22 protein-coding genes are annotated in these 22,360 nt (G+C 66.1%); 6 read left to right on the top strand and 16 right to left on the bottom strand.

Annotation, left to right across the window (positions count from 1 at the left end):
- Positions 1–147 precede the first annotated feature (147 nt).
- Complete coding sequence (gene hspQ, locus WG901_RS19320; protein WP_339588750.1) at positions 148–528, top strand: heat shock protein HspQ; 381 nt, start codon at positions 148–150, stop codon at positions 526–528.
- A gap of 25 nt (positions 529–553) precedes the next feature.
- On the opposite strand, the gene WG901_RS19315 is transcribed toward hspQ, so the two are convergent.
- Positions 554–1,447 carry an ABC transporter permease gene (locus WG901_RS19315; protein WP_339588749.1) on the bottom strand — a complete coding sequence of 298 codons (894 nt, stop codon included), beginning with the start codon at positions 1,445–1,447 and terminating at the stop codon, positions 554–556.
- 91 nt (positions 1,448–1,538) lie between these two features.
- On the opposite strand from WG901_RS19315, the gene WG901_RS19310 reads away from it, so the two are divergent.
- From WG901_RS19310 to WG901_RS19290, 5 genes are all read left to right on the top strand, one after another.
- On the top strand, positions 1,539–2,222 hold the full coding sequence (locus WG901_RS19310) for a GcrA family cell cycle regulator (RefSeq protein WP_339588748.1): 684 nt from the start codon (positions 1,539–1,541) through the stop codon (positions 2,220–2,222).
- 145 nt (positions 2,223–2,367) lie between these two features.
- Positions 2,368–2,862, top strand: a complete 495-nt coding sequence (locus WG901_RS19305; protein ID WP_339588747.1) for a nitroreductase/quinone reductase family protein — start codon at positions 2,368–2,370, stop codon at positions 2,860–2,862.
- Positions 2,863–2,968: 106 nt separating this feature from the next.
- The gene (locus tag WG901_RS19300; RefSeq protein WP_339588746.1) at positions 2,969–4,123 is read left to right on the top strand and encodes a GGDEF domain-containing protein; all 1,155 of its coding nucleotides are present in this window, start codon (positions 2,969–2,971) and stop codon (positions 4,121–4,123) included.
- Positions 4,124–4,231: 108 nt separating this feature from the next.
- Positions 4,232–4,753 (top strand): DUF1993 domain-containing protein, encoded by a 522-nt coding sequence (locus WG901_RS19295; protein WP_339588745.1) that lies wholly within the window; start codon positions 4,232–4,234, stop codon positions 4,751–4,753.
- 128 nt (positions 4,754–4,881) lie between these two features.
- Positions 4,882–6,123, top strand: coding sequence for a sensor domain-containing diguanylate cyclase (locus WG901_RS19290; protein ID WP_339588744.1), 1,242 nt, complete (start codon positions 4,882–4,884; stop codon positions 6,121–6,123).
- A 2-nt stretch (positions 6,124–6,125) separates the two neighbouring features.
- Here WG901_RS19290 and WG901_RS19285 read toward each other — a convergent pair whose 3' ends face one another.
- From WG901_RS19285 to rimP, 15 genes are all read right to left on the bottom strand, one after another.
- Entirely contained in the window at positions 6,126–6,845 is a 720-nt protein-coding gene (locus WG901_RS19285; protein ID WP_339588743.1) for a DUF3142 domain-containing protein, read from the bottom strand.
- A complete protein-coding gene (locus tag WG901_RS19280) occupies positions 6,842–8,938 on the bottom strand; it encodes a PA5441 family protein (protein ID WP_339588742.1) in 2,097 nt (698 codons plus the stop codon). Before WG901_RS19280 ends, WG901_RS19285 begins: the two co-directional genes overlap by 4 nt.
- A gap of 203 nt (positions 8,939–9,141) precedes the next feature.
- Positions 9,142–9,882: an energy transducer TonB gene (locus WG901_RS19275; protein ID WP_339588741.1), complete on the bottom strand. Its 741-nt coding sequence runs from the start codon at positions 9,880–9,882 to the stop codon at positions 9,142–9,144.
- A 247-nt stretch (positions 9,883–10,129) separates the two neighbouring features.
- Positions 10,130–12,448 carry a polyribonucleotide nucleotidyltransferase gene (gene pnp, locus WG901_RS19270; RefSeq protein WP_339588740.1) on the bottom strand — a complete coding sequence of 773 codons (2,319 nt, stop codon included), beginning with the start codon at positions 12,446–12,448 and terminating at the stop codon, positions 10,130–10,132.
- Between the two features lie 164 nt (positions 12,449–12,612).
- Positions 12,613–12,882 (bottom strand): 30S ribosomal protein S15, encoded by a 270-nt coding sequence (gene rpsO / locus WG901_RS19265; protein WP_339588739.1) that lies wholly within the window; start codon positions 12,880–12,882, stop codon positions 12,613–12,615.
- A 6-nt stretch (positions 12,883–12,888) separates the two neighbouring features.
- Positions 12,889–13,788 (bottom strand): tRNA pseudouridine(55) synthase TruB, encoded by a 900-nt coding sequence (truB, locus tag WG901_RS19260; protein WP_339588738.1) that lies wholly within the window; start codon positions 13,786–13,788, stop codon positions 12,889–12,891.
- Positions 13,788–14,294 carry a DUF2239 family protein gene (locus WG901_RS19255; protein WP_339588737.1) on the bottom strand — a complete coding sequence of 169 codons (507 nt, stop codon included), beginning with the start codon at positions 14,292–14,294 and terminating at the stop codon, positions 13,788–13,790. Before WG901_RS19255 ends, truB begins: the two co-directional genes overlap by 1 nt.
- A 70-nt stretch (positions 14,295–14,364) precedes the next feature.
- Entirely contained in the window at positions 14,365–15,042 is a 678-nt protein-coding gene (locus tag WG901_RS19250; RefSeq protein ID WP_339588736.1) for a site-2 protease family protein, read from the bottom strand.
- Positions 15,039–15,626: a thymidine kinase gene (locus WG901_RS19245; RefSeq protein WP_339588735.1), complete on the bottom strand. Its 588-nt coding sequence runs from the start codon at positions 15,624–15,626 to the stop codon at positions 15,039–15,041. The genes WG901_RS19250 and WG901_RS19245 overlap by 4 nt, the downstream gene beginning before the upstream one ends.
- A gap of 3 nt (positions 15,627–15,629) precedes the next feature.
- A complete protein-coding gene (rbfA, locus tag WG901_RS19240; RefSeq protein WP_339588734.1) occupies positions 15,630–16,037 on the bottom strand; it encodes a 30S ribosome-binding factor RbfA in 408 nt (135 codons plus the stop codon).
- Positions 16,038–16,056: 19 nt separating this feature from the next.
- The gene (locus tag WG901_RS19235; protein ID WP_339588733.1) at positions 16,057–16,593 is read right to left on the bottom strand and encodes a DUF1697 domain-containing protein; all 537 of its coding nucleotides are present in this window, start codon (positions 16,591–16,593) and stop codon (positions 16,057–16,059) included.
- A gap of 163 nt (positions 16,594–16,756) precedes the next feature.
- Complete coding sequence (gene infB / locus WG901_RS19230) at positions 16,757–19,345, bottom strand: translation initiation factor IF-2 (protein ID WP_339588732.1); 2,589 nt, start codon at positions 19,343–19,345, stop codon at positions 16,757–16,759.
- A gap of 8 nt (positions 19,346–19,353) precedes the next feature.
- Positions 19,354–20,121, bottom strand: a complete 768-nt coding sequence (locus WG901_RS19225; protein WP_339588731.1) for a DUF448 domain-containing protein — start codon at positions 20,119–20,121, stop codon at positions 19,354–19,356.
- Positions 20,102–21,727 (bottom strand): transcription termination factor NusA, encoded by a 1,626-nt coding sequence (nusA, locus tag WG901_RS19220; RefSeq protein WP_339588730.1) that lies wholly within the window; start codon positions 21,725–21,727, stop codon positions 20,102–20,104. Before nusA ends, WG901_RS19225 begins: the two co-directional genes overlap by 20 nt.
- Positions 21,727–22,302 carry a ribosome maturation protein RimP gene (gene rimP / locus WG901_RS19215; RefSeq protein ID WP_339588729.1) on the bottom strand — a complete coding sequence of 192 codons (576 nt, stop codon included), beginning with the start codon at positions 22,300–22,302 and terminating at the stop codon, positions 21,727–21,729. The genes nusA and rimP overlap by 1 nt, the downstream gene beginning before the upstream one ends.
- Positions 22,303–22,360 lie beyond the last annotated feature (58 nt).

The following is a 22,360-nucleotide window of genomic DNA, read 5'->3' as shown; positions in this document are numbered from 1 at the left end:
TCTCAGCGCCCCCAAAGATGGGGCTGCCGGGTCGGAAGCGGGCGGTTAGCGGAGAAGGTGGCGCTTGCCAAGCCCCGTCATGCGAAATCCGTGGAACGTTTTTACCACTTGCTTGTTACACTTGGGCCTCGAACCTATATCCCACCCATGGAACGTGCCAATTTCTTCTCGCCCCAAGCGGGCCGCCTGATCGAAGCCCCTCTCCAGACGAGAGCCCGCTTCGCGATCGGAGACGTCGTGCGGCACAAGCTCTACGATTTTCGCGGCGTAATCTTCGATATCGATCCGGTCTTCGCCAACAGCGAGGAATGGTATCAGGCTATTCCAGCCGAATCGCGCCCCGCCCGCGAGCAGCCCTATTATCACCTGCTCGCGGAGAATGGCGATTCGAGCTACGTCGCCTATGTCAGCCAGCAGAACCTGCTCGCCGACGGTGCCGGCGGCCCTGTCGATCATCCTTCGCTGCAGCAGCTGTTCGAGGATTTCAACGGCGAGCGCTATCAGCTTCGCCGCGGCCTGACCCACTGATCGCGCCAAGGAGGCGCGCCGGCGGTCAGCTCTTGAGCTTCCAGCCCGAACGCAGGACGAGATAGGTCACGACACCGAGCACGAGGTTCAGCACGCCCAGCCCCAAGGCGCTGTGCAATACGGCCATGTTGGTGCTGCCGATGTCGCTCTGACCGAGAAAACCGAAGCGGAAGCCCGAGATCACGTAGAAGAACGGGTTGAGCCGGCTAACCGTCTGAAACGCCGGCGCAAGGTTGTCGATCACGTAGAAGGTGCCCGACAGCAAGGATAGCGGCGCGATAACGAAGCTCGTAATCGCCGCGTTGTGGTCGAACTTGTCCGCCCAGATCGACGACAGGAAGCCGAGCAGCGACAGGAACAGCGCCCCCATCAGGCCGAACCAGGCGACCGCCCAGGGATGCGCCACGTGCAGCGAGACTCCGGGCCAGAAGGCCATCAGGAGGGCGAGTGCACAGCCGACCAGCACCGCGCGCGTCATGGCAGCGGCGATCATCGCGCCCATCAGTTCCGCCTCGGTCAGCGGCGGCATCAGGAAATCGATGATCGTCCCCTGCAGCTTGCCAGAGAGGAACGAGAAGCTGGCATTGGCGAAAGCGTTCTGCATCATGCCCATGACGATCAGGCCGGGCGCGACGAAAGTCGCGAAGTTGACGCCGAGCACCTGGCGGTCGCCGCGCCCCATGGCGACGGTGAAGATGACCAGGAACAGGAGGGTCGTCACGGCAGGGGCCCAGATCGTCTGGGTCTGGACCTTGAAGAAGCGCCGCACCTCCTTCATATAGAGCGTCTTGAGCCCCAGCCAGTTCACCTGGTGGATCACGGCTTCTCCCTGCGGCGGAAACTTGCGCAGTCCCGGAATGGCATCGTTTGTGCCGGCGGGTTCAATGCGCTGAGGATCGCGGTGGGGTTGATCGGCCATGGGACGGCGACTATCGGGTGCGCTTTGCCGTGGCAAGCGCGCCTTCTCAATGTGGCGGCCATCGTCACGGAATGGATCGAGTGGAATAGGCATGAGCTGGACCGACGAACGCATCGAGAAGCTGACCAAGATGTGGGAAGGCGGCTCCACCGCCAGCCAGATCGCCGACGAACTCGGCGGCGTGAGCCGCAATGCCGTGATCGGCAAGGCGCATCGCCTCGGTCTCAAGGCACGCCCGTCTCCGGTCAAGCCGAACGAGAAGACGGAAGCTCCTGCCACGCCTGCGGCGAAGCCCGCCAAGGCTGCGACCGAGACTCCGCGCGCCGAAGCCACGCCACGCCCCGCGCCGGCACCCGCACCATCGCGCCCCGCGCCCGTCGCCGCCGCACCTGCGGCGCCGGCAGCGGCAGCGGGCACCCCCGCACCGGCTGCCCCGACCCCGCGCATCGTCTCGGTCGGCCCTGGCGGCTTCCTGCGTCAGGGTCCCGGCGACCAGCAAGCGCCGATTCCCCCAGCTCCGCCGCGTCGCCTGGTGCCCGCCAAGCCGAGCGCCGAAATCGCCGACAAGACAAGCTTGCTCGATCTGAACGACCGCATCTGTCGCTGGCCGATGGGCCATCCGGGCGAGCCCGACTTCCATTTCTGCGGCGAGAAGGTGAACCCCGGGTTCCCTTATTGCGTTGAGCATTGCGGCCGCGCCTATCAGGCGCAGCTGCCGCGCGGCGCGCGCCGTCCTCCTCCGCCGCTACCTTTCGGCGGTCCGCGCGTGCGCTAAGTACCCGCAAAGCCAGGAAGTATCAGACGGCGGCCGGGCTCTCGCTCGGCCGCCGTTGCCTTGTCTGTTCCGCCTCCGACAAGCATTTCGCGTTTTCCCGGATCGCCATCTCTGACACTCTGGCAAAGACCTGAAGGAGGAAGGCATGGGCGGGGACAAAGTCGAGATGACCGAGGTCGAGCGCGCGACGCTCGAATTCGTGACGCAGCACCGCAACACCTATCTGTCCTCGGGCGGACGCGAAGGTCACATCCTCGACTATCGCCACCTCGGCGGGCACCGCTTCACCACCACGCTGCTGCTCGAGACCCGCGGCCGCAAGAGCGGCGAGCGACGGGTGACGCCGCTGATCTATGGCGACACCGGCGGCGACGTGGCGATCGTCGCGTCGAAGGGCGGCGCCGACGTCCATCCCGCCTGGTATCACAACGTCAGGGCCGCGGACGAAGTGACCATCCAGATCGGCGGCCAGGCCTTTCGCTGCCGCTGGCGCGAGCCGATTGGCGAGGAACGCGCGGCGATCTGGCGCTTCATGGCCGATCTCTACCCACCTTACCGCGACTATCAGGCGGCGACCGATCGCGAGATACCGATCGTCTGTTTCTCTCCCGGCGATGAGATTGCCCCGCTCCAGCCCTGAGCGCCGATGGCGCTCGCGCGAAAAAAATCGCGCCAGCCTGCGAAAAAAGCCGCGCAAAGCGGCCCCCGCGCCTTAATTTCATGGCAAAATCGTCGTTAACCAGCGCATGAGCGATCATGAGGCGAAATCGAAGGGCATCCTGCGCTGGCTCGGGCTGGGCGCCGGACCGCACGGGGACGAGGACATCGACACGGTCGAGGCCACCGGCGACACGCCGACGCCCGCCGAGCACGAAGATCCGCGCGAACGCAGACGGCGCCAACTGCTCACCGATATCGGCAGCTTCCTGCTGACCCATCACCTCGAAGTGAACTCGTTCACGCTCGCGATCGCGCATGACGTGCTGACGGGCGCCGATCCCAAGCTCGCCTGCCTGCTCGAGGAGCGCGTCATCTCGCGCCAGCCCGTGAACATGCACTGGCTCGAGGATGCCTGCCGCGCCACCGGCCGCAACGATGGCGTCGCCCAGCTCGACGCCATGATGGCCAAGCTCGAACACTCGATCCAGGAATTCGGTCAGACCACGGTCGCGGCCAAAAGCGCGGCCAACGAATACAATTCGGCGCTCGAACAGCACGTCAGCGAACTCGAGCAGGTCTCGAAGGCCGGCATCGTCATCACCGAGCTGGCGAACATCGCCCGTCTCATGCTCGACCGCACCCGCGAGATCGAGAAGGAGATGAACCGCTCCGAGATGCAGACCCGTGCGCTCCAGCGCAGCCTTGACGAAGCGCGCCGCAGCGCCGAGCTCGATCACCTCACCGGCCTGCCCAACCGCCGCGCCTTCGAGAGCGTGCTCGAGCGCGAGACCGGTACGGCTCTCGATCTGAACGAACCGCTCTGTGTCGCGATCTGCGACATCGATCACTTCAAGCGAGTCAACGATACCCACGGCCACGAAGCGGGAGACCGCGTCATTCGGGCCGTCGCGCAGACACTCGCCAAGATTTCGAACGAGAATTGCCACGTCGCCCGCCACGGCGGCGAGGAATTCGTCATCCTGTTCCGCGGCAAGTCCATCGAAGAAGCATGGTCCGTGCTCGACGAAGCCCGCGATGCCATGGCCGAGCGTCGACTGGTGAACCGCGCCACCGACATACCCTTTGGGCGAATCACCTTCTCGGGCGGTATCGCCGACGTGTTCGCCCATCCAAGTCCACGCGAGGCGATGAAAGCCGCGGACGATGCGCTCTATGCCGCCAAGGCGGCAGGCCGGAATCTCATCATCAAGGAACCAGGCTCGGCGCGCGAAGCCGCCTGAGTCGTCGAAGCGCCTCGGCAAGGTTTCGTTAGCCAAGCCGATTAGCCGGTTTGCTCCACCGAGCAGGCTGGCCTAGCCTCCCCATCGTTACTCGGGGAGAGCTTTCGCATGTCCAGTCCGCTCCACAACGCCACGGTCGGCATGTTCTTGCAGATCCTGCCCTCGGTCGGTCGTCTGATCGACAAGGCCGAGGCGCATTGCCGGGAGAACGGCCTGCCGCCGGAAGCACTGACCGACGCCCGGCTCGCCCCCGACATGTGGAACTTCGGCAAGCAGATCCAATACTGTGTGTTGAGCTCGGCCGGCGCGATTCAGGCGCTCCGCGACGGGCGCACGGGCCCCGACACCTCGACACCGCCGACCGATTTCGCACCGCTGCGCGAGGCGGTGAGCGGCGCGATCGCGGCGCTCAAGGCGGTGGAACCCGGCGAAGTCGACGAAGCGGCGGATCGCGATGTCGTGTTCGATTTCAGCGTCGGCCGCATGGAATATCGCGGCGAGGACTTCCTGCTGAGCTTCTCGCTGCCGAACTTCTTCTTCCACGCGACCACCGCCTATGCGGTGCTGCGCCATCATGGCGTGGCGGTCGGCAAGCGCGATTTCCTCGGCGCGGTGCGGGTGAAGCGTTAAGTCTTTCGATGGAATGTGCTTACGTCGGGGTTAACTCCCCGTGGGATAATTCTTAACTTCCTTGCTGCTACAGCCCGCCCGGGATTCATCACGCGGGTAGCCGAATGGCTTGGGGATCGATCAAAAAGGTGACCGAAGGCGGCGTCCATGGCTGGACCCTGCCGTTCATCGGCATGCAGCTGATCATCTGCGCCGCGCTCGGCGTGGCTGCCTATCAGACCACGGGCTTCCCCCGCATCGCCACGATCGCGGCACTGCTCATGATCCTGACGATCCTGGCGCTGTCGACGATCCTGGCCAGCAAGAGCCTCGACGAACTCGACGAGCGCAGCGCGATGGCCGAGACCGCGCGCGAAGCGCATGCCCAGGTCGAAGAGCTTTTCGCCATGACCGACATGCTCCAGGCGGCGGAAGACCACGACGACGCGGGCGCCGTGCTGATGGCCACGGCCATGCGCCTGCTACCCCAGTTCGCCGGCGCGCTCTACGTCTTCAACAATTCGCGCGATCGCTTGGATCTGGCCAAGAGCTGGAACACCTCGGAAGGCTTCGATCCGAGCGAAGCGCTGCTGCCGGGCAATTGCTGGGCGCTCAAGCGCGGCAAGCCGCACGTCAACGATCCCGCTTCGCGCACCTTGTGCTGCATGCATCATATCGGCGACGCCGCTACGATCGAAGTGCCGATGATGGCGCGCGGACAGGTCTATGGCCTGATCATGCTGGCCGTCGAAGCCGAGCATGCCAGCGAACTGCTCGACGGCGTCCGTCGTCTTGCCAGCGCCATGGCGGATTCGATGTCGCTCGCTCTGTCGAACATCGCCCTGCGTGAGAAGCTGCGCACGCAGTCGCTGCGCGATCCGCTGACCGGGCTCTATAACCGTCGCTACATGGAAGACGCGCTCGACCGCTACGTCAGCCTCGCCGAGCGGACGGGCAGCTCGACTTCGGTCATCATGATCGATCTCGACAACTTCAAGCGGCTCAACGACCAGAACGGCCATGCCAAGGGCGATGCAGTGCTGCGCGACGTCGCGGCCCAGCTCATCGGTGGCCTGCGTCCCTCGGACGTCGTCGCGCGCTATGGCGGCGAGGAACTGATGGTCATCCTGCCCGGCTGCAGCCTCGAAGGCGCTGAAATCAAAGCCGAAGGTCTGCGCGCGCGGATCGAAGGCCTGTCGGACGCACACGGCGTGCCGATCAGCGCCTCGTTCGGCATCGCCTCGGTACCCGAGACATCGACCAGCCCGGCCGATGTCGTGCCGATGGCCGACGCCGCGCTCTATGTGGCCAAGCAGGCCGGCAAGAACTGCGTCCGCATGGCCGATCGCCGCGGCGGCCGCGACGATCAGTTGCGGCTCGCCGTCGCCTGATTCTACCGCGCCTGAGGGCGCGTCAGCAGGAACACCACGTAACCACGAAATTCGGGATCGCGCGCGAGACCTGCGGGTGGGCGCCATTCGCCGTTCTCGACCAGGCCGACGCGATAGGGCAGCGGCAGTTGCGCCAGCGAAGCCATATAGGCTTCGTAGCCCGGGATCGTCTTGCGGCCCTGGTAGGTCTGGATCACCACTTCGTCGACCGTACCCGCCAGTCGCGCCAGCGCGGCGGGATGGCCTTGCGCGCTCCAGTCCATCAGGCCGGTGATCGACAGATCATAGTCTCGGGGCAGTCTCCGGCGCAGCCCTTCGAGGAAACGCGCGTAGTCCGCGAGACCTCGGGTTTCGGCGTCGAAGTCGATCTGCAGCCCCTCGATCGCGTTCCCGGCCTCACGCCAGCGCGCGAGATCGGCAAGAACGCGGGCATAGACTCCCTCTTCCCAATCGAGCCGCTCCACCCGGACCGTGTACCACAGCGACATGCCGCTGCCCTTGGGCGTACCGGGCCGCAGCGACACGAGCCGACCAGGGTCGTCGGCACGCACCTCGCCGGCGAGCAGATAAACCGTCCGTGCGCGTTTCGGCACCGCGGACGAGGGTACGCCGGCCCAGAGGAACACCGCATCGTGGTCAGCCGGGTCGACCCGCTCAGGCTCCCGCGAACCGCATCCCGCAACCAAGGCCGCGCCGAGCAACGCGGCCCAGAACCGCCTCACCAGTAGTAGCGCAGCTTCTGCGCCCAGGGGCTCGCCCCGTGGTCCTTCTTCAGGCGCTGGAACCACGTGCGGCGTTGGCTCTCGGGCACGTCGGCATTGCCACAGGCGTTACTGCCGCTCGGTGCATAGCAGTTGATCGCGCGGAACAGCGCATAGGCCTTGTCCTCGCCGCCGGCCTTCGGATCGGCGATAATCTGCGCGTAGAAGTCGCCGCGGGGCGTGGGCTTGCCCGCGAACAGCGTCGGCGTGCCGCCGAGCTCGTCCCGCTTGGGGCGCATCGCGTCGTCGGCGAAGACCCCGAAATCGTCAAAGCCGTTGAGCCGGTAGAAGTCGCCGAGGCACAGCCGCGCCTTCACGTCGCGCGGGTCCTGGGTAAGGGTAGCGGCAGTGGCCGACAGCGCCGGGCAGGCATAGCCGTCAGACCAGGTCGCCTTGCGGAACAGGCCCGCAGGCACGCGGTCCTGCACGAGCAGGTCCCACAGTCCTCCTTCGTTGCTCGCCGAGGCGCCGAGCATTGCGCTGTCACTGACGAAACCGGCATAATTGCCATAAGCGAGTTGCTTGTGGAGCAGGGTGAACAGCGCCAGGTCACGCTCGTGCACGGGGCGCTTGGCGTCGCGCGCCTGCGAGCGCAGCAGGTCGGCCCCGGCGACGTTCTGCAGGAGGATCTCGCGGATGGCGGTTTCGCCGATTGGAGACATGGGCGCGAAAACATCCGCCAGGCGGCCGCTGCGCTCGAGGTTCATCGCCAGCGCGAGTTCGACTATCGGGCGCTGATATGGCCCGTTGGCGCCGCCGAGCAACTCGCGCCAGAAGCCGGCCTCGTTGCGATCGGCCTTCGCCGCCAGGGCCATGCCGCGCAGCACCTGGCGGCTGAAGGCCAGCGGCGCATAGGCCGGCTGGCGCGCGTCGTCAGGCAGCAGCTGGAGCACCTTGGCCGGGTTCTTCTCGACGTAGAAAGCATGGCTCGCGAGGACATAACCGTAGAGGTCGGCACGGCCCGCGAAGCTCTTTTCCTGCGCGACGATCTGCGCGAGCGCGATCGGCTGCGGGCCATTATCATAGGGCTCGCGCATCATCATCAGATCGACCGTGGCGAGCAGCAGCGGCCCGTCGATCGCCCTGCCCCCCTCATTGGTCAGCAGCTTGTTGTCGACCTCCTGGACCAGGTCCGCGGCGGCCGCCGTTGTGGGCGAGGTCGCCGCGAGCAAGCGTTCGTACTCGCGCGCCAGCCCCACGGCATCCCCGCCGAGCCACAGGGTCCGCCGCACGAGCCCGCTCGCCGAAGCGGCATAACGTCCCTGGGCATAGCGCTTGAGGTAATCGGTGAAGCCGCCGCGCGCGCGGCCGACCGCGGCCTTGTCGACCTTGCCCGCGTCGAACGAGCCATATTCGTCGAAGGCGGCGTTCTGCGCGGCGTTGAGCTCGGTCCGCGCGACCATGTAGGCCGCGGTCTCGGCGAGCCAGGAATCCTTTGATGCGCGTAGTCGGGTGAAGCCGTCGCGCGCGGCGTCCCACTGCTCGGCATAGAAGGCATCCGCTGCCTGGAGATAGCCGAGGTACTCGCGCCCCGGCGCCGAGGCGATGTCCGCGGGCGCGACGAGCGAGCCGGCGCTGGCCTCGCCACAGGTCTTCGCGACCGTGCCACGCGCGGCGGCAAGCTTGTCGCGCTCGCCCGCGGGCAGGCCGCGATTGGCCTGCATTGCCGCGGTGAAGGCCTTGGTGCCCGAAGCCAAGCTGATGCAGCGTGAACCATAGGGTGCCTCGGGATCTTCCGCCTCGGCCTGCGGATAGAAGGCCCCGCGCAGCATGCGCCAGGAGAAGAAATTGTGACCGAGGCCGGGCTCAGCCAGATTCTCGCCCGGATAAGCGAAGCGCGTCGCCGGCGCCGCTTGGCGATCACGGACGAGGAACAGCAGATTGACCCGCGTGTCGTTGCCTGGCGAGAGCAGAGCCGTGTTCGAGCAGCGGTTGAATTCGCGATTGAACAGCCGCCAGGCCGGGTCACAACCGAAATCGCCGCTGGCGCCCGCAGCCTGGGGTAGCGCGAGCGCGCCGAGCAAGGTGCCTGCCAGCCAAGCGATGCGGCGCATTTCGGTATTCTCCCTGGGTTGTAGCGGGGAGAATTCCAGCGGGGGCGCGGGCGCGCAAGTGCAAAAGCCCCCGTCATCCCCGCGAAAGCGGAGACCGCCGGCGGTTTACGCCGAGATGGCAGAACGAGACAGCCAGCGGTCTCCGCTTTCGCAGGGGTGACGTTGCGGGGGCGCGGGAATGGCAATGCGGGATCGGAGAGGAATCAATCCTCTTCCCGAATATACCAGCTATGCGTCTCGACGATCGCCGCGCGCACGGGATTGCCTTCGCGGTCGCGCGCGGGCTTGAAGCGGAAGCGCTGCTCGATCAGGCGGCAGGCGGTCCAGTCGACCTGCGAATAGCCGCTGGATTCGGTGGCGCGGCAATTGCTGACATGGCCATCGACCTCGACCACGTAGCGCACACCGACGCTCGCTTCGCTGCCGGGCCTCAGAAGGCCGTCGGGCAGGTCATTGAACGAAAGCTTGCCGCGGATCTGACGCGGGCCGACCGCGGGCACGCCGCCGCCGCCATCGCCGCCCTGGCCGCCCCCACCCGTGCCGTTGCCGAAACCACCCGCCCCTCGCCCTGGTCCCAGCCGGTCGGACGCGCCGGTCTGCGGTGCCTGGCCGGTTCCCGCCTGCGTGGCGGCCACGATCGGCGGCGGCACGATCAGCGGCACCACGGGCGGCGCGACGACCGGGGTCGCCTCGTTTTTCAGATTACGCGGACTCGCCTCGTCCTTCGCCGCAGGCCGCTCGTTGCGGCGCTCCTCGCGCTTGGGCTCGGGCTTGGGGGGCGGAGGCGGCGACTGGTCGGAGAAGACCGAGACCAGTGCCTCGCGGCCGTGGGTGACCACGTTGAAGGCCAAGCCCATGACCAGCGCATAGATCACGAAAGTCACGACGGCGCCCGAAGCCAGCGCCGACATCACGCGCGCACGGGGAGATGCGGAAACGTACACCTAGGGGATATCTGTGCGCGGTGGCGCCGGTTCAAGGTTTGGTCTCTTGTGGTCCTCCCCTGCAAGGGGAGGGGGACCGCCCGCGCAGCGGGTGGTGGAGGGGTGTCGCCCTTTCCGAGACGGGGACACCCCTCCGTCAGGCCTGCGGCCTGCCACCTCCCCTTGCAGGGGAGGATCATAAAGCACCCAAAGAAAAAGGGGGCCGCGTTGCCGCGACCCCCTTCTTGTTTTCTGGCTCTCGAAGGACTCAGTCGTCCTTGAGGAACGCCGGCATGTGACCCGGGTCACCGCCACCGTTGTCGCCGCTGTCGCGACGCGGGCCGCGATCACCGCCGCCTTCGCGACGCGGACCACGGTCACGACCGCCATCACGGCCGCCGCCACCGCTGCGCGGGCCACGACGGTCACCACCGCCACGGTCCGGGCGATCGCCGCGCGGCTCGCGCGGTTCGCGGGCAGGACGCGTGTCCTCCAGCTCTTCGCCGGTCTCCTGGTCGACGACGCGCATCGACAGGCGAACCTTGCCGCGCTGGTCGATCTCGAGGACCTTGACCTTGACCTCCTGGCCTTCCTTGACGACGTCGGTCGGCTTCTCGACACGCTCGTTCTTCATTTCGGAGACGTGGACGAGACCGTCCTTGCCACCCATGAAGTTCACGAAGGCGCCGAAGTCGACGATGTTGACGACCTTGCCGTTGTAGACCTTGCCGACTTCGGCCTCTTCCACGATGCCCAGGATCCACGCGCGCGCGGCCTCGATCTGGTTGAGGTCCGACGAGCTGATCTTGATCAGGCCCTCGTCGTCGATGTCGACCTTGGCGCCGGTCTCGGCGACGATCTCGCGGATCACCTTGCCGCCCGTACCGATGACTTCGCGGATCTTCGACTTGTCGATCTGCAGCGTCTCGATGCGCGGTGCGTGCGCCGAAAGCTCGGTGCGCGCGGTGCCCAGGGCCTTGGTCATCTCGCCCAGGATGTGGGCGCGACCGTCCTTGGCCTGGTTCAGAGCGGCTTCGAATATCTCGCGCGTGATGCCCGCGACCTTGATGTCCATCTGCATCGTGGTGATGCCCTCGGACGTGCCGGCCACCTTGAAGTCCATGTCGCCGAGGTGATCTTCGTCACCCAGGATGTCGGACAGCACGGTGAACTTGTCGCCTTCGAGGATCAGACCCATGGCGATGCCCGAGACCGGACGCTTGAGCGGAACGCCCGCGTCCATCATGGCCAGAGCGCCACCGCAGACCGTCGCCATCGACGACGAACCGTTCGACTCGGTGATGTCGGACACCACGCGGATCGTGTAGGGGAACTCTTCCTTGGTCGGCAGAACCGCCTGCAGCGCGCGCCAGGCGAGCTTGCCGTGGCCGGTGTCGCGACGCGACGGCGCACCGAAACGACCAACTTCGCCGACCGAATAGGGCGGGAAGTTATAGTGCAGCATGAAGTTCGAGTAGGAGAGACCCTCCAGCCCGTCGATCATCTGCTCGGCGTCCTTGGTGCCCAAGGTGGTGGTGCAGATCGCCTGGGTTTCGCCGCGTGTGAACAGCGACGAACCGTGGGTACGCGGCAGCAGGCCGACGATGGCCTCGATCGGGCGGACCTGATCCTTGGTGCGGCCGTCGATGCGCTTCTCACCCTTGATGATGGCGCCGCGAACGATTTCGCCTTCCAGCTTCTTGACGACCTTGCCGGCCGCCATCTGGGTCTGGCCGTCCTCGCTCGCGAAGGCTTCCTTGGCCTTGGCGCGCACGGCGTTGAGCGCGTTCGACCGCTCGGACTTGTCGGTCAGCTTGTAGGCCGCGGCGATGTCCTTGCCGACGATGCCCTTGAGCTTTTCCTTGATCGCCGAATTGTCGGTGACCGCGACGTCCCAGGGCTCCTTGGCCGCCTTTTCGGCAAGATCGATGATCAGGTTGACCACCTTCTTGATCTCGTCGTGCGCGAACAGCACGGCGCCGAGCATGATGTCCTCGGGCAGCTCGCGCGCCTGCGATTCGACCATCATCACGGCATTGCCGGTGGCCGCGACCACGAGGTCGAGATCGCCAGCGGCAGCGACGTCCTGCTTGGGGTTCAGCGTGTAGGCGCCATCGACGTAACCGACGCGCGCGGCGCCGATCGGGCCCATGAAGGGCACGCCCGAAATGGTCAGAGCGGCCGAAGCGGCGATCATCGCCAGGATATCGGGCTCGACTTCGCCGTCATAGCTCAGGACCTGGGCGATGACGTTGATTTCGTTGTAGAAACCTTCGGGGAACAGCGGACGGACCGGACGGTCGATCAGGCGGGAGACCAGCGTCTCCTTTTCGGTGGCGCCGCGTTCGCGCTTGAAGAAGCCACCGGGGATGCGGCCGGCCGCGAAGAACTTTTCCTGGTAGTGGACGGTCAGGGGGAAGAAGTCCTGGCCTTCCTTGACGCTCTTGGCGGCCGTGACGGCGCAAAGAACGACGGTTTCGCCATAAGTGGCGAGGACCGCGCCGTCAGCCTGACGGGCAATGCGGCCGGTTTCCAGAGTGAGGGTCTTTCCGCCCCACTCCACCGATACGGTTTTCGTGTCGAACATGTATTTTCCTTCAACCCGCCTGCCCTATTGCCTGCGGGGTTTGCTGCCGGGTGTACCGTCCCGGTCCGGTTGGGGCGCTCCTGGCCCCGGTCCCGCCCTCGCCGCCGAATTGCGCACGGGGCTGATACAAGAAGCGGCCCACTCGGGGCCGCTTCGAAACTCGTTTACTTGCGCAGGCCAAGCTTCTGGATGAGAGCGTTGTAACGCTCGACGTCCTTCTTCTTTAGATAGTCCAGCAGCGAACGGCGCTTGTTGACCATCATCAGCAGACCACGGCGCGAGTGGTTGTCCTTGTGGTGAGCCTTGAAGTGCTCGGTCAGCGTGATGATCCGGCTGGTGAGGATCGCGACCTGGACTTCCGGCGAACCCGTGTCACCCTTGCCACGGGCGTTGGACTCGATGATTTCCTGCTTCTTTTCAGCGGTAACCGACATTATCATTCACTCCGCGACATCGGGAAGGTTGAAGCCTCTGACCACGCGGGCGTCGCCGCCCGAAAGCTCCACCAGCGCCAGGGGTCGATCCCCGATCCGCGCCCAGTAGAGCCCATCGTCAAAAGCCAGCTCGGACAGAACCCGGCCCTGGCGGACCATGCTTGCCTGTTCCGAGCCGAGGTCTAGAGCCGGGATGTCGACCAGCCCTGCCTCCAGCGGCAAGATCACGTTCTCAAGGGGGGCGCCGTTACCGATTGCGTTCAATTTGTCCAGCGAAATCGCCTGCGAAAGATCGAACGGCCCGGCGCGTAGCCGGCGCAGCATCGTGACGTGGCCGACCGTGCCGAGCGCCCGCGCGATGTCGCGCGCCAGGCTGCGGATGTAGGTGCCCTTGGAGACGTGGGCTTCGAGCGTCGCCTCCTGCTCGTCCGCCGCGACGAGGCGCAACTCGTGGATCGTCACATGGCGCGACTTTAGCTCCACCACCTCACCCTTGCGCGCCAGATCGTAGGCGCGCTCGCCGTCGACCATCAGCGCCGAATAGGCCGGCGGCACCTGCTCGATCGGCCCGGTGAAGCGCGGCAGCACCGCCTCCAGTTCGGCCGGCGCGGGACGATGCTCGCTCTCCGCGATCACCTTGCCCTCGAGATCGAGTGTGTCGGTCTCGGCGCCGAAGCGTACGGTGAAGGCATAGACCTTGCTCGCGTCGAGCATCCGCCCGGCAAGCTTGGTCGCCTCGCCCAACGCGATCGGCAGGACGCCCGTCGCCAGCGGATCGAGCGTGCCGCCGTGGCCGACCTTGACCTTGCCGAGCCCCGCTTGGCGCAGGTTGCGCTTGACCGCCGCCACCGCCTGGGTCGAGCCGAGTTCGAGCGGCTTGTCGAGAATGATCCAGCCGTGCGGCATCAGGCGATCTCCGGCCAGGCAAGCGTCAGGCCGTGGTCGCGCACCGCCTGAGGCCAGGCGGCGGCGAGCGCTTCGAACCGCGCGCGATCGCCGGCATAGAGCGCGCGGATCGCTTCCTCGTAGCCCGACAGGTCGCCGGCCATGACCGTGAGGAAGCGATAGGCCGCGTCGAGGCAATCGCGTTCCGAACGGCCACGCTTGCGCGCATCCTCGATGAGCCGGCGCAGGGTCGCCGAGGCACCGCCGGGCTGGCCAGACAGCCATTCCCAATGCCGCGGCAGCAGCGTCACCTCGCGCGCCGCGACGCCGAGCGAAGGCCGCCCTCGTCCGCGCGGTGCCTCGGGCGCGGCTTCGACGGGTAGATCGACCTGCTTGCCGCTCTCGTCATCGAACACGAGCACGTCCGACGAGCGCGCAGCCGGTGCGAGCCCGCGCAGGCGCTGGGCGACCTCCTCAGGCGCACCGCGCGCGAACAAGGCATTCTCGACGAAAGCGGTAACGGGCATGATAGAATCCTCCTGCCCGCGCCGATAATTTAATCCGGGTATTAATGTCAATATTAAACCCGGATAAAAATCACAGATGCGCGACGGCCTCGGCCAGGCCGAGGTAGTGCCCGACCGCCCACTGCACCGGCGGTACCACGAAGCTCTCGACGATCGAAAGGCTCGGCACCAGCGAGGGCAGCACGATCAGCAGCAGGATGATCAGCCCGAAGCCGTAGGGCCGCAGCCTTTCGAACTTCTCCGCCGCGGCGGGGGGCAGCAGTCCTTCGACGATGTGTGAACCGTCGAACGGCGGCAACGGCAGCAGGTTGAACAGCGCCAGGAAGACGTTGATCTGCAGGAAGTTGATCAGGTTGGTCACGATGAATTCGGACGTGGCGCGGCCATAGGATCGCACGAGCAGCCCGAGCAGCACCGCGCCCATCGCCGCGAGCACGAAGTTCGTCGCCGGCCCCGCCGCCGCGACGATCATCATGCCATAGCGCGGATTGCGCAGCCGCCACTTGTTGACCGGGACCGGCTTGGCCCAGCCGATCACCGGCGCCTTCACCAGCGCGAGAAAGCCCGGGAGCACGATCGTGCCGATCGGATCGACATGGCGGATCGGGTTGAGGCTGAGGCGGTTCATCTCGGCCGCGGTCGGATCGCCAAGCGCGCGCGCCACCCAGCCATGCGCGACCTCGTGGAAGACGATGGCGACGATCAGCGGCACGATCAGCGCCGCCGCCTGAATCACGGTCTCGATCATGCGCTGTTGCGTCCCAATGCTTCGCCGAAATGCCTGCGGCACAACGCGACATAGCGGTCGTTGCCGCCGACCTCGATCTGCGCGCCTTCGCGCACGGCGGCGCCATCCTCGTCCACACGCAGGTTCATCGTCGCCTTGCGGCCGCAATGGCAAACCGCCTTGAGCTCGATCAGCGCATCGGCGATACCGAGCAGCGCGCCCGAGCCCGGAAACAGCTCACCCCGGAAATCGGTACGCAGACCGTAGCACAGCACCGGAATATTCGCCTCGTCGGCCAGTCGCGCGAGTTGCCAGACCTGCGCGACCGAAAGCCACTGCGCCTCGTCGACGAACACGCAGGCGAGCGGCTGCACAGCATGAGCGGCGGTGATGCGCGCCCAAAGGTCCGTGGTCGGCTCGTAGCGATGGGCGTCGGCGGCGAGGCCGATACGGCTGGCGATCGCCGCTTCACCACCGCGATCGTCGAAAGCCGCGGTCCACAGCATCGTCGCCATGCCGCGTTCGCGGTAGTTGAAATTGGCCTGGAGCAAGGTCGACGATTTGCCAGCATTCATGCTGGCATAGTAGAAATAGAGCTTGGCCACGCCTTAGTCTTCGCCCTCGCCCGCAGCGAGATCGCGCGCCACGCGCGGATCGGAGAGCAAAGCATCGATGCGGCTGGCCTCATCGAAGCTCTCGTCGGACAGGAACTTGATTTTCGCCGCATACTTGAGCTTGAGCCGCTGCGCGACCTCGCGCTGGAAGAAGGCGGTGTGGGTGCGCAGCGCCTTGATCACGATCTCCTCGTCGGCGCCGAGCAGCGGCTTGGCATAGACCGAGGCATGACGCAGATCTGCCGACATGCGCACTTCGGTGATGCTGACGGCATGGGCCGAGAGCACGTCGTCGTGCACCTCCTGCCGCATGAGCAGATCGGAGACGACGTGGCGCACCTGCTCGCCGACCTTGAGCAGCCGAACATTGCGCGTTTCGGGATTGGTAGTGGTGCGAGCCATCCTGTTCAAACCTTCGTCTTCAAACTGCGTCCATCTTGGCCAGCATACGTTTCATCGACCGCAGGCTGCGTGCGGTTCCACGGCGACCGAGCCGCCGTTCGACGAATGCTGCCACCTGCTTGCCCTCAGCGCCGCCGGAGACATAGTCGATATGGAGAGCCCGGTCACCCATCGCCAGCCTTTCGACACCCTGCCGCCCGGACTCGAGCCGCGCAAAGGCCTCGGGATCGACCGAACCATCGAGGAAGAGCGTGTGAATGAAGTCCTCCTCGCCCTCTGCCGCGAACGGATTGCCGTCGATCGCCGCGGCCAGCGAGGCGCGCGAGCGGACAAGGGCCACGCCTTGCATACCGAAGCGATGGCGCAGCATCAGGCCGAGCTTTTCCTCGAGCCCTTCGTCGGGTCGCTCGTCATGATCGACCAGCAGGTTGCCGCCGGCAACGACGGTCTCGACATTCGAGAAGCCCTCGGCCTCCAAGGCCGCACGCAACTCCGCCATGGTCAGGCGTTTGGCTCCGACACGAATACTGTCGAACAGCGCAATGTAGCGAGGCACGATTTTAACCCAGCAGGATGATGGGCGAGATGCCGACGATCACGCCGGACAGCCATCCGCCGTTACGAACACTGTCAACATAGCGCTCATTCGGTTCCCACCACGTCGGCCTGGCGACCGACTTGGTGGGAAGCTTAGATTTACGCCATCTGCTTTGCGCCAATTACAGCGTCCGTTCGCGCATCTCGACGTCGAAGGTCTCGAGCACGTCGCCCGGCTTGATGTCGTTCGTGTCCTGAAGGACCACGCCGCATTCCAGACCGGCGCGGACTTCGGCCACGTCGTCCTTGAAGCGTCGCAGCGAGGCGATCGTCGTCTTCGAGACGATGACGTCGTCGCGGGTAACGCGGGCGTAGAGGCCCTTGCGGATATAGCCGTCGGTGACGAGCAGACCCGCCGCCTTGTCCTTCTTGCCCGCCGGGAAGATCTCCTTGATCTCGGCGCGGCCGACCACGGTTTCGATGCGCTCCGGTCCCCAGATGCCCGCCATCTCCTTGGCGACTTCCTCGGTGAGCTGATAGATCACGTCGAAATACTTCATCGGCACCTTGAAGCGCTCAACCATCTCGCGCGCCTTGGCGTTTGGACGGACGTTGAAGCCCACCACCGGTGCACCGGCAGCCTGCGCCAGCGACACGTCGCTCTCGGTGATCGCACCGACGCCCGAATGCAGCACGCGCACCTTGATCTCGTCGTTCGAGATCTTATTGAGCGCATTGACGATCGCCTCGGTCGAACCCTGGACGTCGGCTTTGACGACGATCGGGTACTCGAGCACGGTCTGCTTGTCCTTGAGCGCCGAGAACATGTTCTCGAGGCTCGCCGGGGCCGCGGTCGTGCGCTTGGCGGTGGCCTGCTCCTGACGGTAGCTCGCGACTTCGCGGGCGCGCGCTTCGTTCTCGACGACGGTCAGCGTATCGCCGGACATCGGCACGCCGCCAAGGCCAAGGACCTCGACCGGCAGCGAGGGCGGCGCGCTCTTGATCTGGCGGCCCTTGTCGTCGTGCATCGCGCGGACGCGGCCCGACTGGGTGCCGACGACGAAAATGTCGCCAACCTTGAGCGTGCCGCGGTTGATCAGCACGGTCGCCAGCGGGCCCTTGCCCTTGTCGAGCTTGGCCTCCACCACGGTGGCTTCGGCCGAACGATCGGGGTTGGCGCGCAGCTCGAGCAGCTCGGCCTGAAGCAGGATCTTCTCGATCAGTTCGTCGAGCCCAGCGCCGGTCTTGGCCGAAACCTCGACGTCCTGGACGTCGCCCGACATCTGTTCGACGACGATCTCGTGCTCGAGCAGACGTTCACGGATCTTCTGCGACTTGTACTCGGGCTTGTCGGCCTTGGTGATCGCCACGATCATCGGCACGCCGGCAGCCTTGGTGTGGTTGATCGCCTCGATCGTCTGCGGCATCAGCCCGTCGTCACCCGCGACCACCAGGATGACGATGTCGGTGACATTGGCACCGCGCATGCGCATCTCGGTGAAGGCCTCGTGGCCCGGGGTGTCGAGGAAGGTGATCAGATCGCCGCCCTTGGTCTTGATCTGGTAGGCGCCGATGTGCTGCGTGATGCCGCCGGCTTCGCCGCGCACCACGTCGGTGCCGCGCAGCGCGTCGAGCAGGCTGGTCTTGCCGTGATCGACGTGACCCATGATCGTAACCACCGGCGGACGCGTCTGCAGAGTCTCCTCGGCATCGACGTCGGCCGAATGGTCGATGTCGACGTCGCTTTCGGACACGAGCGTGATGTTGTGGCCGAACTCCTCGACGAGCAGTTCCGCGGTATCCTGGTCGATCGTCTGGTTGACGGTGACCATGACGCCCATCTTGAACAGCGCCTTCACGAGGTCGGCGCCCTTCTCGGCCATGCGGTTGGCGAGTTCCTGGACGGTGATCGCCTCGGGTACGACGACATCGCGGACCTGCTTCTCGCGCGGCTGCGACTTGCCCGCATAATGGGCACGCTTTTCCTTCTCACGCGCGCGCTTGAGCGCGGCGAGCGAACGCGCGCGCGCGCCCTCGTCCTCGTTGAGCGCACGCGTGACGGTGAGCTTGCCCGACTGACGGCGGTCACCGGCACCGGTCTTGTCGCGGGCGTGCGCGGGCTTCTTGACTGCGGGCTCGGGACGCTTGGGCGCTGCGACGGGGGTAAAGCGGCGCGGCGCGGGCGCGGCCTGGGTGGCGGGGCGTTCCTCGGCGTCGGATGCGGCAACGGCAGGTGCTTCCGCGGCGGGCTCGGCCGGGGCCTGTGCCTGGACCTCGGGCGCGGCGGGCGCCTCGGCAGCGGCAGCGGCAGCGACTTCGGGAGCGGGCGTGCTCTCTACGACCGGCGCGGCGACCTTGGTCTGGTTGGCCTCGGCGCGGCGACGCTCTTCCTCGGCAGCACGCTGGCGCTCGTCTTCCTCGCGGCGGCTGGCCGCCTCGAGCGAAGCCATGCGAGCTTCCTCGGCCTCGCGCAGCAGGCGTGCCTGGAGCTCCTGGCGCGTCTCGCCGGTCGGCGCGACGTTGGTCGGCCGCGGTGCGGGCTGCGGGGCCTGCTGCTGGACCGGCGGCGGCGGGGGCGGCGCGGCTACGGGCTCGGCCGGCGCGGCCTCGGGCGTACCGGGCTTCCCGATCAGCTTGCGGCGCTTCACCTCGACCACGACCTTGTTGGTGCGGCCGTGGCTAAAGGTCTGCTTGACCTCGCCCGCTTCGACCGAGCGCTTCAGCCCAAGCGGCTTGCGGCCCAGAGTCGGTTTGTTGTCGGTATCGCTCATACGTCTACTTATGCCCTTCGGTCCAAATTCGTCGTCATGGCAAGCGGCGCAGCGGTATCCGCCGAGTCTTTGCCTTCATCTGTGTCTGTCGCCTCGGCGGCGGCTCCACCTTCATCTGGTGCGCCGGCGGAGCCGAGGTAACGGAGCAGGCGCTGCAGCGGTTCGGATAGCCTTGCGGCCGCCGCTTTGTCCGCGAGCGCCAAATGGACGACGTTGTCGCGGCCCAATGCCACAGACAGAGCCGCCCGGTCCAGTGGCAAGGTGTCGCCACGCAGACCACTGCCTTCCGCATCTTCGCCCACGCGCCAGGCCTGATCGAGCTTGCGCGATCCGTCCTCGGCCGCGTCGGCCGCATGCGCGAGCCAGGCGACCTTGCCCTGTCGCGCGTTCTCGGCGATGCGATCGGAGCCGACAAGCAACTTGCCCGCCCGCATCTCGAGCCCGAGACGATCGGTGAAGGTGCGCGTCAGCGCGATCTCGATCCGTTCGGCCAGATCGTCGGGAATGGTCAGCGCCGCGCCTTTGAACGCGCGCGCCAGCGCTCCCTTTAGTTTGCCCTTGGCGATCGCGATTTCAAGGTCTGCACGCGAAACACCGATCCACGCCCCGCGTCCGGGGGCGCGGGCGAGGGCATCGGGCAGCACCAATCCGTCGGGCGAGATCGCCAGACGGATCAGCGCGTCACGCGCCGCGTGCTCGCCGGAAAGGATGCATTTCCTCTCCGGCTCAGCCGCTGACCTGTCGGAGCCTAGGCGCTCATTGCGAGGATTCCGCATCGGCGGCCTCCTCTGTTGCCGGTTCGTCTTCGAACCAGTGCGCACGCGCGGCCATGATGATTTCGTTGCCCTGCTCTTCGTTCAGGCCGTACTCGCCGAGCACGCCACCCTTGTCTTCTTCGCGGCGGCTGTCGCGGCGCGGCGGCGAATTGTCGCGGCGGCGCTGCTCCTGGCGCTTCTTGGCGATGAGCTCGTCGGTGGCCAGATCGGCCAGATCGTCGAGCGTCTTGATGCCGGCCTTGCCGAGCGTGACCAGCATCGCCTCGGTCAGGTGCGGCAGTTCGGCCAGGGCATCTTCGACGCCCAGACCGCGACGCTCCTGGCGGTGCGCTTCCTCGCGACGCTCGAGCGCTTCGGTCGCGCGGCTCTGCAGCTCTTCGCCCAGCTCCTCGTCGAAGCCTTCGATCGTGGCCAGCTCGCTGAGCTCGATATAGGCGACTTCCTCGAGCTCGCTGAAGCCTTCGGCGACCAGCAGCTGCGACAGCGTCTCGTCGACGTCGAGCTCTTCCTCGAACATCTTCGAGCGCTCGGCGAATTCCTTCTGGCGCTTCTCCGAGGCTTCCTGCTCGGTCATGATGTCGATCGCCGAAGCGGTGAGCTGCGAGGCCAGACGCACGTTCTGGCCACGGCGGCCGATGGCCAGCGACAGCTGGTCGTCGGGCACCACGACTTCGATGCGGCTCTCTTCCTCGTCGATGACGACGCGGCTGACGGTCGCGGGCTGGAGCGCGTTGACGACGAAGGTCGCGGTATCCTCGCTCCAGGGGATGATGTCGATCTTCTCGCCCTGCAGTTCCTGCACGACGGCCTGGACGCGGCTGCCCTTCATGCCGACGCAGGCGCCGACCGGGTCGATCGACGAGTCGCGGCTGATCACGCCGATCTTGGCGCGCGAGCCCGGATCGCGGGCGGCCGCCTTGATCTCGATGACGTTGTCGTAGATCTCGGGCACTTCCTGCGCGAAGAGCTTCTTCATGAACTCGGGGTGCGCGCGGCTCAGGAAGATCTGCGGACCGCGGTTCTGACGCTCGACCTTGAGGATCAGCGCGCGCACGCGCTCGCCGACGCGGGCGGCTTCGCGCGGGATCTGCTGATCGCGGCGGATGACACCCTCGGCGCGGCCGAGGTTGACGATGACGTGGCCGAACTCGACCGACTTGATCACGCCGGTGATGATCTCACCCGCACGATCCTTGAATTCCTCGTACTGGCGCTCGCGCTCGGCATCGCGGACCTTCTGGAAGATCACCTGCTTGGCCGACTGCGCGTCGATGCGGCCAAGATCGACCGGCGGCAGCGGATCGACGATGAAGTCACCGAGCTTGGCGTTCTTGTCGAGCTTCTGCGCGGCCTTGAGATCGACCTGCTTGAAGTAGTCTTCGACTTCCTCGACGACCTCGACGACACGCCACAGGCGCAGATCGCCGGTGCGCTGGTCGAGCTTGGCGCGGATGTCGTTTTCAGCACCGTAGCGGTTGCGCGCGGACTTCTGGATCGCCTCTTCCATCGCCTCGATGACGATCGACTTGTCGATCATCTTCTCGGTGGCGACCGAATTCGCGATCGCGAGCAGTTCGGCGCGGTTTGCGGACATCGCACTGGCCATTATGAGTCTTCCTGTTCCTCGAAAATCTCTTCGGCGCCGTCGGCTTCCAACGGGCGCGTGGCGGCAATCAATCGGTCGGTCAAGATCAGCTTGGCGGACTGGACATCAGAAAACGGAAAGCTGACGCGACCGCTCTTGCGGTCATCGAACGCGATCACGCCATCTTCGATAGCAACGATATCGCCTTGAAGCGCCTTGCGGTTGTCGGCGACCGCACTGACGAGCTGGACCTTGGCCTCATGGCCGGTCCAGTCGGCGAAGTCCTTCACGCGGGTCAGCGGGCGATCGATACCCGGCGAGCTCACCTCGAGCCGGTAGGCATCGCCGATCAGCACGTCGCCCGCCGCTTCGAGCTCATCGATTCGATCGGAAATCCGGTGCGACAGCGCGGCGCAATCGTCGAGCACGAGCTGGCCAGTCTCGGGCCGCTCCGCCATGATCTGGAGCGTGTATTCGTCGGCCTCACTCAGAGGCCCGATCTCGCCGCCTCTGAAATAGACCACGCGCACGAGTTCGAAGCCCAGGGCCTTGGCCTCGGGTTCGACGATCTCGATAATGCGCGCGATATCCGCCATGAAAACTCCAAAAACCCGAAACACGAGCAAGGCCGGTGGGCGCCGCCACCTTTCGGTG

It is taken from the genome of Novosphingobium anseongense (genome assembly GCF_037482895.1).
In the GTDB taxonomy this organism is placed as follows: Bacteria; Pseudomonadota; Alphaproteobacteria; order Sphingomonadales; family Sphingomonadaceae; genus Novosphingobium; species Novosphingobium anseongense.
This window is presented reverse-complemented; position numbering and strand designations above follow the sequence as displayed.